Origin of the sequence: Selenomonas bovis DSM 23594 (assembly GCF_000381005.1) — a bacterium.
Classification (GTDB): Bacteria; Bacillota; Negativicutes; order Selenomonadales; family Selenomonadaceae; genus Selenomonas_C; species Selenomonas_C bovis.
Genome location: NZ_KB908418.1, coordinates 1 through 12,782 on the forward strand (window position 1 = coordinate 1; position 12,782 = coordinate 12,782).

Annotated in this window: 13 protein-coding genes and 1 tRNA gene; 2 read left to right on the top strand and 12 right to left on the bottom strand. The window is 59.0% G+C overall.

From position 1 onward, the window contains the following. Positions 1–83: 83 nt before the first annotated feature. The 4 genes from F599_RS0112055 to F599_RS0112070 all read right to left on the bottom strand — a co-directional run bounded on the left by F599_RS0112055 (position 84) and on the right by F599_RS0112070 (position 6,396). Entirely contained in the window at positions 84–644 is a 561-nt protein-coding gene (locus F599_RS0112055) for a hypothetical protein (RefSeq protein WP_019543768.1), read from the bottom strand. Between the two features lie 58 nt (positions 645–702). Then, entirely contained in the window at positions 703–1,128 is a 426-nt protein-coding gene (locus tag F599_RS0112060; RefSeq protein WP_019543769.1) for a PaaI family thioesterase, read from the bottom strand. Positions 1,129–1,209: 81 nt separating this feature from the next. Then, positions 1,210–2,070, bottom strand: a complete 861-nt coding sequence (locus F599_RS0112065) for a ChbG/HpnK family deacetylase (protein ID WP_019543770.1) — start codon at positions 2,068–2,070, stop codon at positions 1,210–1,212. A 66-nt stretch (positions 2,071–2,136) separates the two neighbouring features. Continuing rightward, positions 2,137–6,396: a 2-hydroxyacyl-CoA dehydratase gene (locus tag F599_RS0112070; protein ID WP_019543771.1), complete on the bottom strand. Its 4,260-nt coding sequence runs from the start codon at positions 6,394–6,396 to the stop codon at positions 2,137–2,139. 529 nt (positions 6,397–6,925) lie between these two features. Between F599_RS0112070 and F599_RS0112075 the strand changes: the two genes are divergently transcribed. Continuing rightward, positions 6,926–7,696 carry an SDR family NAD(P)-dependent oxidoreductase gene (locus F599_RS0112075; protein WP_026327976.1) on the top strand — a complete coding sequence of 257 codons (771 nt, stop codon included), beginning with the start codon at positions 6,926–6,928 and terminating at the stop codon, positions 7,694–7,696. A 102-nt stretch (positions 7,697–7,798) separates the two neighbouring features. Here the strand turns inward: F599_RS0112075 and lepB are convergent, their stop codons facing one another. The 7 genes from lepB to F599_RS0112110 all read right to left on the bottom strand — a co-directional run bounded on the left by lepB (position 7,799) and on the right by F599_RS0112110 (position 12,236). Further along, complete coding sequence (lepB, locus tag F599_RS0112080; protein ID WP_019543773.1) at positions 7,799–8,320, bottom strand: signal peptidase I; 522 nt, start codon at positions 8,318–8,320, stop codon at positions 7,799–7,801. Between the two features lie 63 nt (positions 8,321–8,383). After that, a complete protein-coding gene (rplS, locus tag F599_RS0112085) occupies positions 8,384–8,725 on the bottom strand; it encodes a 50S ribosomal protein L19 (RefSeq protein WP_019543774.1) in 342 nt (113 codons plus the stop codon). Between the two features lie 133 nt (positions 8,726–8,858). Next, on the bottom strand, positions 8,859–9,116 hold the full coding sequence (locus F599_RS0112090; protein ID WP_019543775.1) for a hypothetical protein: 258 nt from the start codon (positions 9,114–9,116) through the stop codon (positions 8,859–8,861). A gap of 185 nt (positions 9,117–9,301) precedes the next feature. After that, positions 9,302–10,549, bottom strand: coding sequence for an NAD(P)/FAD-dependent oxidoreductase (locus F599_RS0112095; RefSeq protein ID WP_019543776.1), 1,248 nt, complete (start codon positions 10,547–10,549; stop codon positions 9,302–9,304). Positions 10,550–10,718: 169 nt separating this feature from the next. After that, on the bottom strand, positions 10,719–11,030 hold the full coding sequence (locus F599_RS0112100; RefSeq protein WP_019543777.1) for a hypothetical protein: 312 nt from the start codon (positions 11,028–11,030) through the stop codon (positions 10,719–10,721). A 154-nt stretch (positions 11,031–11,184) separates the two neighbouring features. After that, positions 11,185–11,712 (bottom strand): hypothetical protein, encoded by a 528-nt coding sequence (locus F599_RS0112105; RefSeq protein WP_019543778.1) that lies wholly within the window; start codon positions 11,710–11,712, stop codon positions 11,185–11,187. A gap of 242 nt (positions 11,713–11,954) precedes the next feature. After that, positions 11,955–12,236, bottom strand: a complete 282-nt coding sequence (locus F599_RS0112110) for a late competence development ComFB family protein (protein WP_026327977.1) — start codon at positions 12,234–12,236, stop codon at positions 11,955–11,957. 120 nt (positions 12,237–12,356) lie between these two features. Here F599_RS0112110 and F599_RS0112115 point away from each other — a divergent pair. Then, a tRNA-Arg gene (locus tag F599_RS0112115) sits at positions 12,357–12,431 on the top strand. A gap of 130 nt (positions 12,432–12,561) precedes the next feature. On the opposite strand, the gene F599_RS15655 is transcribed toward F599_RS0112115, so the two are convergent. After that, on the bottom strand, positions 12,562–12,782 hold a 221-nt coding region (locus tag F599_RS15655; protein WP_211209099.1), incomplete at its 5' end, for a hypothetical protein.

Genomic DNA, 12,782 nt, shown 5'->3' on the forward strand with positions numbered 1-12,782 from the left:
TTTTTTGCAAACTAAAAGGGGCTGCTACACGTTGTTGATACGTGCAACAGCCCCTTTTTGCGTGGTGTTTGCGTATGTACTTATCAGAGCCCGAGCTCCTCCGCGTGCGCCTGCATGCCCTGGATGCAGCAGGCCATGACGTCGCCGAGTTCCATGCCGAGCATGGCGCAACCCTGCTTGATGAGCGCACGGTTGCATTTCGCGGCGAAGCGCTTGTCCTTGAATTTCTTCTTGAGGGACTTGACCTCCATGCCGTCCAGGCGCTCCGGGCGCATGCGCGCGTAGGCCTGGATGATGCCCGTGAGCTCATCGACGGTGTAGAGGCTCTTCATGAGCGGCGTCGTCGGCTCCGGCTCGTCGACGGTGATGCCCCAGCCATGCGAGATGATGGCCTCGATGTCCGCGTCATCCACATCCTCGCCCGCGAGGAGCTCCCGCACATGGTGGCAGTGCTCGTCAGGATATTCCTCGTAGTCGACGTCGTGGAGATAGCCGACGCCTTCCCAGTGATCTTTGTCCTCGCCGAAGTGCTCCGCCATCGCGCCCATCGCGGCGCTGACCGCCGCGGCATGTGTGAAGAGATGCTCTTCCGTCGTATGCTTCCGGAGGAGTTCCTCCGCCCGTTTCCTTGTCAGTTTCGCCATTTTCCTTTCCTCTCTTTCTGCTCGCGAAGCAGCGCCGGATGCGATGCTTCCGCGCGTGTCACTCTTCCTCCTGGAAGAGGCCGAGCACGTAGAACGTGCCATGTCCCTTGGCGTAGAGTTTCCCATCCTCCCCCCGGATCTCGCTCTCACAGGTCATCGTGCGCCGCCCGTCGTGGAGGACCCGTCCCGTCGCGATGATGTGCGTCGTGAGCGGGATGGAGTGCATGAATTCCATGCCGAGATTGATGGTCACGACTTTCTTGTTGAGCGCGAGACAGGCGGCGCCCGCCGCCGTATCCGCGAGCGTCATGAGGACGCCACCGTGCACAATGCCGTAGAGGTTCGTATGCTCCTCCTCGACCGTGAGCTCGAGCCGCACACCACCGCCCTGTGTTGGCACGACCTGCGCGTGCAGGTATTCGATGAAGGGGTTCTGATGGTAAAAATGGATGATGGCCTGTTGCAGGTCGGTAAGTTCTGCCATGCCGGTTCCTTCTTTCTCTCTGTCCGGCTTTCCAGCCTTCTATTTCACTGCGAAATACCAAACGCTATGCCGCATGAGCCGTCAGCCGAGCGCCTGGAAATTCACCGTCTCGATGGCGTGCGCCGCAAAGGCGCGCCGCGTCTCAGGCGCGACGAGCGCGTCGTACTCCGCGCGGAAGTCGTGCTGCCAGCCCGTGATGGACGCAAGCGTCTCGCTCTCCATCCCCGGATGCAGCATGACCTCTGTCGTGCCGTCGCGTCCCGCCGCAAGCTCTGCCGCGAGACGCGCGAGATAGCCGCTCGTCACGGCCGCGCCCGCCACGAGCCCGGCGAAGAAGTCCGGCGCAGCGAAGCCGCGCCGCTGTGCCTGCCTGCGGGCGAGACCCGCGAGGGCGTAGAGGCCGAGCCGGCCGATGATGTCGCCCAGCCCGCCCGATAGGAAGCCGTTGCCCTCGCCGACGCAGACCTTTGGGATGCGCACGGCACGAATGCCCGCGGCCGCCGCGAGGTCGAGCACGAGCGGGAAAATGCCCGGCAGGACGTGCAGATGCTGATGGCTGTCCACATGATCCGGCACGATGCCCGCGGCACGCACCCTCGCGATCTGCGCCGCGAGCTCCCGCCGGATGTCCGCCCGCCGCACGCGCCCCGCGAGATAGTCCCGAGCGAAGGCGGTATGATCGGGGCGGAAACGGCCCGTGTCATCGACGAGACTTGGGATCTCCTCCGGCGGCAGTACGGGACGGCCGTCGATGAGCGTGAGGTGAACGCCGACGCCGAGCGCGGGCGTCACCTTCGCGATGGCGACGGCCTCAGCAAATGCCGGCTCCCCCGCCATGAGGCTCGCCGAGCGCAGTAGGCCGTCCGCGGCCGCGCGCCGCACGGCCTCATTGATGAGCGCGTGGCGGCCGAAATCGTCGGCATTCAGGATGATTTGCCTCATGGATGGATGGTTCCTTTCCTTCTGTTCTTTGACAAGGAGCCACGGATTGCTCCGTGGCTCCAGCGATCATCGCCGCCCTGCTGCGGCCTCCGGCTCGTAGGTGACGAAGTCGCCTTGCGGGCCGCGTTCCTTGGCGACGGCGAGCATGAGTTTCAGCCGGTTGAGCTGATTGACCTCCGAGGATCCGGCATCGCAGTCAATGGCCGTGATGTTCGCACCCTTGTAGCTCGTGCGCAGCTCGTGCATGACGCCCTTGCCCGTGATGTGATTCGGCAGACAGCCAAAGGGCTGGAGGCAGACGACGTTTGGTACGCCCTCGTCGATGAGCTTCACCATCTCACCCGTGAGGAACCAGCCCTCGCCCGCCATGTTGCCGAGGCTCACATGGCGCTCCGCGAGGCGCGCCGTCTCGTCGATCTTGTGTGGCGCGCGGAAATGGCGGCTCGCTTTCATCGCCTTGCGCATCGGTGCGCGATAGAAATTGATGATGTTGATGAACATGCGGCCGAAGAAGCTCGCCTTCTTCGATCCGTCAAGCAGCTGATGCTTGACGATGGGATCGTAGGCCGAGTAGAGGAAGAAATCGACGAAGTCCGGCATGACGACCTCCGCGCCCTCCTGCAGGAGTTCCCGCTCGATGTGGTTGTTCGCGACGGGATGGTATTTCGCGAGGATTTCTCCGACGATGCCGACCTTCGGCTTCCAGAGATGCTCGTCGATGGGGATATGGTCGAACTCCTTGATCATCTGCTTGACCGTGCGCTGGTACCGGAAATAGCCACCGTCCTTCAGCACTTCCTTGCAGCGCGCCATCCATTTGTCGAAGAGGCGCTGCGTCTCTCCCTGCTGACGCTCGTACGGCAGCATGCGGTTGCGGACGTTTTGCAGGATGTCGCCGAAGATGGCCGCCTTGACGGCCGAGATGAGCATCTGCCGCGTGAGATGGAATGCATCCGTCTCCTCGGGAAGCCCGTGCACAGCGAAGACCGGCACCTGACCGAAGCCCGCGTAGCGCAGCGCCTGGCGCAGCACGCTCATGTAGTTCGTTGCGCGGCAGGCGCCGCAGGTCTGGAACATCGCGATGCTCGTATGGTCGGGATCGTATTTCCCGGACTTCAGCGCCGCGAGCAGCTGGCCGATGACGACGATGGACGGATAGCACATGTCGTTGTTGACGTACCGCAGACCGAGGTCGATGGCTGCCTTGTCCGGCATCGGCGGCACGACGACCTCGTAGCCGTAGTCGCGCATGACCGCCTGGATGAGCTCGAAGTGGATCGGCGCCATCTGCGGCGCGAGAATCGTGTGCGTCTTCTTGCACTCCGCCGTGAAATGCGGGCGCTCGATGACGGGCACCTCGTGATAGGCGACGGGCTTCCTGCGCGCGAGCGCCGCCATGAGCGAGCGCAGGCGGATGCGCGCCGCGCCGAGGTTCGAGACCTCGTCGAGCTTGATCATCGTGTAGATGCGCTGATGTGCCTCGAGGATATCGCGCACCTGACCCGTCGTGATCGCGTCGAGGCCGCAGCCGAACGAGCTGAACTGGATGAGCGTGAGGTTCGGATGCTCGCAGGCGACCTGTGCCGCATGGTAGAGGCGTGCGTGATAGCTCCACTGGTTCACGATGGAGAGGCGCGCCCCCTTGACGGGCAGGTGGTAGACGGCGTCCTCGGAAAGAATGGGCAGATGGTAGCTCTGGATCATCTCCGGGATGCCGTGATTGATTTCCGGATCGATGTGATACGGGCGGCCGACGAGCAGAATGGCCTGCTCGCCCGTGCGCTCAAGGCGCTCGAGGATGCGCGCGCCGTAGTCGCGCACATCCTGACGGTAGTGCGCGAGCTCCTCATAGGCCGCGGCAGTCGCCGCCTCGATTTCCTCCCGCGTGAGATACTCGCCCTTGAGCTCCTCGGCGAGGCGCTCCGCCATGCGCTTCTCGTCGTTGATCGGGAGGAACGGCTGGAGGAACGTGATATGCTTTTCCCGCAAAACGTCCATGTTGCCGCGGATGTTCTCCGCGTACGACGCGACGATCGGGCAGTTGTAGTGGTTCTCCGACGGGTGCTGCTCATCGACCATGTTATACGGCTCGCACGGGTAGAAAATCTTCGTGACGCCCTTTTCGATGAGATCCATGATATGACCGTGCACGAGCTTTGCCGGATAACAGAGCGAGTCGGAGGGCACGGTCGCCATGCCCTTGTAGTACATCTTCGCGCTCGATTTGCCGGAGATCTGCACGCGGTAGCCGAGGAACGTGAAGAACGTGAACCAGAACGGATAATCCTCATACATATTGAGCACGCGCGGGATGCCGATGGTGCCGCGCGTCGGATGCTCGAGAGGCCGATAGTAGCGGAACAGCCGCTCGTATTTATAACGGTAGATATTCGGCGTCTCCGACTCGTCCGGCCTCTCGCCGCCGATCCCGCGCTCGCAGCGGTTGCCCGTGAAGTATTTGCCGCCATCGGGGAATCTCTGCATCGTGATGAGACATTTATTCCCGCAGCCGCCGCAGCGGTACGAGCTCGTCTTGACATCGAAATGGCTCAGTTCCTCCGCCGAGAGCAGGGAGGATTTCTCATAGCCTGCCTCGAGCGCGAGGATGGCTGCGCCGTACGCGCCCATGATGCCCGCGATGTCGGGGCGGATGACGTCGCGGTCGAGGAGCTTCTCCATGCAGCGCAGCACGGCGTCGTTGTAGAACGTGCCGCCCTGCACGACGATATGGTCGCCGAGCTCGCGCACATCCTTGAGCTGCATGACCTTGAAGAGCGCGTTCTTGATGACGGAGAACGCGATGCCCGCCGAGATGTCCGCGACCTCCGCGCCCTCCTTCTGCGCCTGCTTGACCTTCGAATTCATAAAGACCGTGCAGCGCGTGCCGAGGTCGACAGGCGCCTTGGACTTCACGGCGAGCGCCGCGAACTCCGCCGGCGTCATGTGCAGCCCCTCGGCGAAGTTCTGGATGAACGAGCCGCAGCCCGCCGAGCACGCCTCGTTGAGCGTGATGTTGCCGATGTTGCCGTCCTTGACGAAGAAGCATTTCATATCCTGGCCGCCGATGTCGAGCACGAACGTGACCTCAGGGCAGAACTCCTGCGCCGCGCGCAGGTGCGCGAACGTCTCGACCTCGCCGCCGTCCGCGTGCACGCCGGCCTTCACGATGGCCTCGCCGTAGCCCGTCGTCATGCATCCGGCGACGTATGCTTTCTCCGGCAGCGCCTGGTAGAAATCCTGCAGCTCCTTGACGACGCTCTTGAGCGGCGAGCCGTGATTGCTGCCGTAGGCCGTATAGAGGAGCTCCTTATCGCGGCCGACAGCAGCGAGCTTCGTCGTCGTCGAGCCGGCGTCAATGCCGACATAGACAGGCCCCTCGTAGGCGGCGAAATCGCCGCGCGGCACCTTGTCGCGGTCGTGGCGCGCCTTGAACGCCTCGTAGTCCGCCGCGTCCGCAAAGAGTGTGAAATCCGCCTTGCGCGTCTCGCCGGCAGCCGCCTGCTCCGCGCGCGCGATGGACTGCTCGAGCCGCGCGGCATCAATGGTCTCCGTCTCATCTGAGAGCGCCGCCCCCATCGCGACGAAGTAATTGCCGTAATCCACATCGACCGTATGCTCCGCATCGAGCCCGAGCGTCTCGATGAAACGCTTCTTGAGATCGGGCAGGAAATGCAGCGGACCGCCGAGGAACGCGACGTGGCCGCCGATAGGCCGCCCCTGCGCGAGGTTGCCGATGGTCTGGTTCACGACCGCCTGAAAAATTGAAAGCGCGATATCCGCTTTCGCCGCGCCGTCGTTCATGAGCGCCTGGATATCCGTCTTGGCAAAGACGCCGCAGCGCGACGCGATCGTATAAATCTGCTTTCCCTTGGCCGCGAGGTCGTTGAGCCCTTTCGCGTCCGTCGAGAGCAGCGACGCCATGTGATCGATGAACGATCCCGTGCCGCCCGCGCAGACGCCGTTCATGCGCTGCTCCGGCGCGTCGCCGAAATACGTGATCTTCGCGTCCTCGCCGCCAAGCTCCACGACTGTATCCGTCTGAGGAATGAGCTCCTTCACGGCCGCCGCGCAGGCAATGACCTCCTGCACGAACGGCAGGCCGATGCGCTGGGCGATGCCCATGCCCGCAGAGCCTGTGAGCGCGAAGGAGAACTTCTGCTCCCCGACGATTCTCTTTAGTGAGGCGAGATTTTCATGCAGCGCATGGCCGATCTCCGAGAAATGACGCTCGTAGTTCTTGTAGACGATCTGCTTCGCCTTGTCGAGCACGACGAGCTTGATGGTCGTCGAGCCGACATCTATCCCCACATTGAAAAGTGAATCCATATTCCCACCACCTAAACCGGGTTCCGTACTATGGCACGGACAGCCTTGTGCCCGAACCAGAGGGGGCCGCATCACCTGCGGCGTACCCCTGGGGAAGCACTGATTCACTCAACGCTTCCCCTGAAAAATCATTACATGAAATTGAGAGCCTTTTACAGGCTCTTTTCATATTCTACCCTATCGTACAAAGCGGTGCAAGTGATTTCCTCACAGTGCCGCCCCTCCGCAAGCACTTCAGGGCAGTACGCACAATGCCCGCGAAACGGACGTTTGTGCGTTAAGTTACTATGTAAATCCCCAAGGGCGCAACGCGATCGGCTGATTTCATGTAAGGGCGGGCGCACAATGTCCACGAAGTGGACGTTTGTGCGTTGAGTTTGCTATGAAATCCCAAGAACGCAAGCCCGCAGGGCGCAGCGCGATTGGCCGATTTCATGTAAGGGCGGGCGCACAATGTCCACGAAGTGGACGTTTGTGCGTTGAGTTTGCTATAATGGTGCATGAAAATCAGCTAAACGGAGGCATCATCATGGAAATCGCCATCATCACAGGCGCATCAAGCGGCCTCGGCACCTGGTATGCGCGTCTGCTAGACAGCGAAGGGCTCGACGAAATCTGGCTCGTTGCCCGCCGCGAAAAACGCCTCGCGACCATCGCGCAGCTGCTCACGACGCGCACGCGCATCCTTGCCTGCGATCTGACGGACCCCTCCTCCATCGCGGGTCTTGCCCACCTCCTCGCCGAAACAGAACAGCCGGAAGTCCGCTGGCTCATCAACGCTGCTGGCTTTGGCCGCATCAGCAGCTGCGCCGAGCTTCCGGCAGATGACGCCGCGCGCATGGTCGACCTCAACTGCCGCGCTGCTGTCCTGCTCACAGGGGCCGCCCTCCCCTTCATGGGCGCGGGCAGCCACATCATGAACATCTGCTCCTGCGCCGCATTCCAGCCGCTGCCCTCGCTCGCACTCTACGCGGCGACGAAGGCTTTCCTGCTCTCCTACACTCGCGCTCTCTCCTCTGAGCTCGCGCCGCAGGGCATCCTCGTGACCGCCGTCTGTCCCTACTGGATCCGCGACACGGAGTTCATCACGCACGCCGAGCAGACGGACACCGCACGCGCCCTGCGCCATTTCCCCTTCGCCTGCGCGGCGGAGACTGTCGCGCGCCGCTCCCTCCGCGCAGCGAAAAACGGCATCGGCGTCGTGACGCCGGATGCCGTTTCGCTCCTGCACCGCGTGGCTGCCAAATGCCTGCCGCAGGGACTGCTCATGCATCTCGTCGGCCTGTGGCACAGATTATGAGGCGGCAAACGTGCCGCGCATACCTCCGATGCCCAATATTTCCGTTCAAAAAAGCTGCTGCACGGATGTTCACACACCCATGCAGCAGCCTTTTCTATGCAATCACGGCAGCGTCTTGAACTGGCTGAACGGCCAGAACACGAGCATCGCCTTGCCCTTGATGAGACTGTACGGCACGAAACCGACATCGGCAAAGCGGCTATCCTCCGAATTGTTGCGGTTATCCCCCATGACGAAAACCGTGCCCGCCGGCACCGTCGCCTTTGGATATTCACTGCGCGTCTTCTCGAGGATATAGTCCTCATTCAGCATCTGGTCATTGACGTAGACACGCCCGTCCTTGATCTCGATCGTATCCCCCTCCGTCGCGATGACGCGCTTGATGAAATCGCGTTTCTGATCGCGCGGATATTTGAACACGAGGATCTCACCCTTCTGCGGGTGACGCATGCTGTAAATGAACTTATTAACGACAAGACGTTCCTGCGACTGCAAGGTCGGGCGCATCGACGGACCATCCACGATGTAAAGCTCGACGATGAACTGGCGGATGAAGAATGCCAGCACCACGGCAACGACGATAGAAATGATCCAGTCTTTTGCTTCCTCTCCTAAAGAACTCATGCGTGAAACCTCCCTGCATAAAAAAAATAGGAACTGCGACAGCAGTCCCTACCGTGCGCAATGTCAGCGCTTCTCTTTGATACGAGCAGCCTTGCCCGTAAGGTTGCGCAGATAATAGAGCTTCGCGCGACGCACAATGCCCTTGCGCAGCACATCGATCTTCTCAATGCGCGGGGAATGAACCGGGAACATACGCTCCACGCCGATACCGTAAGAGATACGGCGAACCGTGAACGTCTCACGAACGCCCGTGCCCTGACGGGAGATGACGACGCCCTCAAACATCTGGATACGTTCGCGGGAACCCTCGACGATCTTCGCGTGCACGCGAACTGTATCGCCAGGCGCAAAATCCGGAATGTCGCTGCGGAGCTGCTCTTTTTCCAAAGCTTCGATGATGTTCATGTTTTCTTTTCCTCCTCATTCAGACGTTCATGGCAAGGCACAACTTCAAAGCCCTGCCCAGAGGACCGTCCAGATACTCCGTTAGTTTAACATAAACGCAAATACCATGCAACAAAAATTTCAAAAACGCGGCTCATTTCTCCGATGCATCCTTCTTCTTGAAAAATGGCTGCATTTTCATCTGCGGAATATCCTCCGTGCGCACCTCCGACCATTTCTGCGCCTGCCGCAGGCAGAAATAAGCACCGGCGAGGCCCACGAGTCCCACCAGGATGCCGATAGCGAGATGATCATTGGCGCAGAGATACACGCCGCCGAAGAAGACGAGCGCAAAAAATATCGTATTCCACGTCTGTACCAGCATATTGAATAATTTCGGCAGATTCTGCATCTGATTCCCCTCCTGTTCTTCCATAGCCGCCTGCACGCTGCTTCATGCGACGGACAGCCTCTTTCATTATATCACAACAATACCTGGTGTAGGCAAGGAGGTCTATGGAACCGATATCCCTCTTTCCATGCGAACAGATGGGCTCTGCGTCTATGACGCAGGGCCCATCCGAAACTTTCTCTATCCTACCGCTCGACAATGATTCTGCCGAGACGCGCGTTATTGAAATAATTCAGCACCCACTTGAGCGCCACCGTCACGTTCGCGTACGTTCCTGCCAGGCGCAGCAGATGCACCCAGAGCCACACAGACCATGCGAGGAAGCCCTCCGCATGAATCTTGCCGACGGAAAGGACTGCAGAACTGCGGCCGATGGTCGCCATCGCCCCCATATCCTTATAGGCAAACGGCTCCGTCTCCTCGCCGCGCACCTCGCGCAAGATATTCCGCGCACAACAGATGCCCTCCTTCATCGCGACAGGCGCCACCGTCGCGAGCGGCCTCGCGCCTGGCTCCATCTCGAAGGAGGCATTGTCACCGATTGCATAGACACGCGGCACCCCACGGACGGAAAGGTCGCGATTAACCACGATGCGCCCCGCGCGGTCATAGTCCGCGTCGAGTGCCGCTGCCACAGGCGCTGCCTTGACGCCCGCTGCCCAGATAACCGTCTGCGTCTTGATCTCGCCGCCATCCTTGAGCATCAGCGTATGACCGTCATAACCTGTCACCATCGTCTCGAGGCGGACATCCACCTTTTTCTTTGCCAGCGTTGCCGCCGCATCGCGGCTCAGGCGCTCCGGCATCATCGCAAGCAGGCGCCCCGTGCCCTCAAGAAGTTTGATATCGACCTCAGAGAAATCGAGGTGATGATAATCCTTGCGCATGGACTGATAGATGAGCTCCGAAATAGCGCCCGCCTCCTCTACGCCTGTCGGCCCGCCACCGACGCAGACAAACGTCAGCAGCTCCTTGCGCCGCGCCGCGTCTGTCTCCTGCTCGGCGAGCTCCAGGCAGCGGATCAGCTGGTTCCGGATGGCCAGCGCCTCCTCCATCGTCTTCATCGGGAACGCATGGCGCGCGACCTCCTCATTGCCGAAGAAATTCGTCGTCGATCCCGCCGCAAGCACGAGGTAATCATACGGCACGCGGCCATGCTCTGTCACGACCTCGCGCGCCTTCACATCAACGCCCGTGACCTCGCCGAGAAGGAAATCCACGTTCCTGCAGGAGCGGAAGAACTCCCGCACCGGATAAGCGATTTCCCCCGTCGCGAGCGTCGCCGTCGACACCTGGTAGAGTAGCGGCGGGAATAGCTGATAGTTGTTGCGATCGAGCAGCGTCACATGCACGTTTCGCTTTCCTGCCAGTTCCTGCGCCGCCCGAACGCCGCCGATGCCAGCCCCGACGATCACCACATTTGCTTTCTCCATATCGAGCCCCTCCTATGACGTGAAATATAAGTTACCTTATTCACTTATTTATTGTATTATTTATATCCAATAAATACAAATTATTATTTAAAATAAATCATAGCTATTTTCTATACCCATGGACAAAAAAAAAGAGCCTCGTCATACGACGAGACCCTCGCTGCGTTTCTCAACAAAACCGGACAAATGAAGCTTGCTTGCGCAGCCGCCAATGCTGCAGATACGCCGCGTCAGAGCGCTCGTAGGAAACGCAGACCGCCTGCCCGGAACCCCATGGCTCGCTCTTCAAACGCTCCTGCAGCGCCTCCATGAAATCGCGCGTTGCCTGCGGACTCGCGCCATCGGAGAGGCACTCCAGCTGCATCTCTCCCGTGCGGCAGTCGTAGGAAATCCTGCCATCAAGGGACATATCCTGTCCCAGGCTGTACTGAATCTCCCGGCGTCCTTTCTTTTCATCCGAGATCTCTACCCATGCAAACATAGCGCTCAACCTCCTCTATCTCAGACAAACAGGCGCGACACATCACGCGTCCTGTCATTTTCCTTATCTGCTTTCCATTATAGGTGATGCGGGCCGCTTTGTATACATGATACAGAAATTTCATGTTACAACATTACGCTGATGGGATTCCCTTTCAGGCGGCGCCATGTCCCGCCTCTGTCGCCTCGCGCGACTGCCCGCCTGCGCGCACCATGCGGCAGCGCTCCCTCACCTCGCGCATCGTTGCCGCGTAGCAGCGGAAGAAATTCTCCAGTACGGAAAGCTCAGGACGCAGCTTCGTCGCGAAAAAATCAGATACCTGCTGCCGCGCTGCCATATCATCATCATCGTAAATAGCGAGCAACATCTCCTCTGCCACCCGGTGCTGCGGGCTCCGCTCCTCGCGCATCGGCTGCAGCAGGAAATCATAGAGCTCTGTCATCCGCAGCGTGAACTCCGCCAGACGCATCGGCCGGAACCGCTTCATATAGATGGAGACAATCTGCCCTGTCAGAAGCTTCGCATCCATCTCATGCGGCATGAGCTGATGGAAATGAAACAAGCGACAACCGCGCTCCGTCAGATCGGACGCGATCATATCGTATGCCTTGAGTCGCTCCGGCCAAAACCTAGAGAATAAACGGCGGTACAGCCGCGCCTGCGGAATCTTTTTCTGGTTCATTGTCATCCCTCTTTCCAAAAATGCAATTCCCCAAAGTGCTCCCTACCCCACGGCACAAAATTCTTCATTCCTATTTTTTACTTTCGTTTCTATTTCATTATATTCGCCATACGCCTTGCAAATTCCTTTCTGGAAGCACTGAAACAAAAAAATGCCTTGGTGAGCGGCACGCATCTTTCCATGCTTGCTGCTCACCAAGGCATATAACGCAATACATCATGCGCAAGACTGTATCCTCTCCCCTATGCCTGCGTCTTCGGCGCATGGCGCGGGTGCTGACTGACAATCTCGATGGCCTTCGCGATCTGCTGAATGACCTCCACCTCGTACTCCAGCGACATCGCCTGCACGCGGTTGAAAATCTCACCCTTCTCTGTTGACGAATACCGCGCCGGCAGATGATTGAGCGCCAAAATCGCAATATCCCGCCGGCACTGGTCACAGCGACAGCAATTCGGATACTGATCCAGTACCATATCGAGTTTGCTCAAGACAATATCTTCCATGAAATTTTTTAGTTCCATCTAAAACACCCCATCCCACCTCTAGCAACTTCTACTCACCTAAATTATAATATTATTAATGAAAAAATACAAGTTAGACAAACAAGTTTTCCTGTGCTATAATATATAGCGTTCTGAAACGCGCTCGTAGTCCAGTGGATAGGACGTTGGCCTCCGGAGCCGAAAGCGGCAGTTCGACTCTGCCCGAGCGCACCAGCAAGACACGGATCAGCATCGTGCGCGAAAATTTGCGATGCCTGATTGTTTCTATTATAGAAGGGGCTGTTGCACGTATCAACAACGTGTAGCAGCCCCTTTTAGTTTGCAAAAAAATGTTGCCAAGGACTTAAAAATCCTTGGCAACAGGCGTAAAATATAGATATGCAAAATCAAATTTTACAAGGAGATTATACATCCCTCGGCGGAAGTTTTCAACTCTGCCTTCCCTTAAATTTTGAATTTCAAATTCCAAAGGATGACCCGGTCCGTCTGCTACGCCACTTTGTGGATGAAATGGATTTATCCGCACTTTACCAGACATTCTCTCAGGCCCATAAGAACCGAGTG

Coding starts and splice junctions, on each gene's coding strand:
- lepB (WP_019543773.1), bottom strand. CDS start 8,320: ATGAGTTCTTTAGGAGAGGAAGCAAAAGACTGGATCATTTCTATCGTC.
- F599_RS0112095 (WP_019543776.1), bottom strand. CDS start 10,549: ATGGAGAAAGCAAATGTGGTGATCGTCGGGGCTGGCATCGGCGGCGTT.
- F599_RS0112090 (WP_019543775.1), bottom strand. CDS start 9,116: ATGCAGAATCTGCCGAAATTATTCAATATGCTGGTACAGACGTGGAAT.
- F599_RS0112055 (WP_019543768.1), bottom strand. CDS start 644: ATGGCGAAACTGACAAGGAAACGGGCGGAGGAACTCCTCCGGAAGCAT.
- rplS (WP_019543774.1), bottom strand. CDS start 8,725: ATGAACATCATCGAAGCTTTGGAAAAAGAGCAGCTCCGCAGCGACATT.
- F599_RS0112100 (WP_019543777.1), bottom strand. CDS start 11,030: ATGTTTGCATGGGTAGAGATCTCGGATGAAAAGAAAGGACGCCGGGAG.
- F599_RS0112065 (WP_019543770.1), bottom strand. CDS start 2,070: ATGAGGCAAATCATCCTGAATGCCGACGATTTCGGCCGCCACGCGCTC.
- F599_RS0112070 (WP_019543771.1), bottom strand. CDS start 6,396: ATGGATTCACTTTTCAATGTGGGGATAGATGTCGGCTCGACGACCATC.
- F599_RS0112110 (WP_026327977.1), bottom strand. CDS start 12,236: ATGGAACTAAAAAATTTCATGGAAGATATTGTCTTGAGCAAACTCGAT.
- F599_RS0112060 (WP_019543769.1), bottom strand. CDS start 1,128: ATGGCAGAACTTACCGACCTGCAACAGGCCATCATCCATTTTTACCAT.
- F599_RS0112105 (WP_019543778.1), bottom strand. CDS start 11,712: ATGAACCAGAAAAAGATTCCGCAGGCGCGGCTGTACCGCCGTTTATTC.
- F599_RS0112075 (WP_026327976.1), top strand. CDS start 6,926: ATGGAAATCGCCATCATCACAGGCGCATCAAGCGGCCTCGGCACCTGG.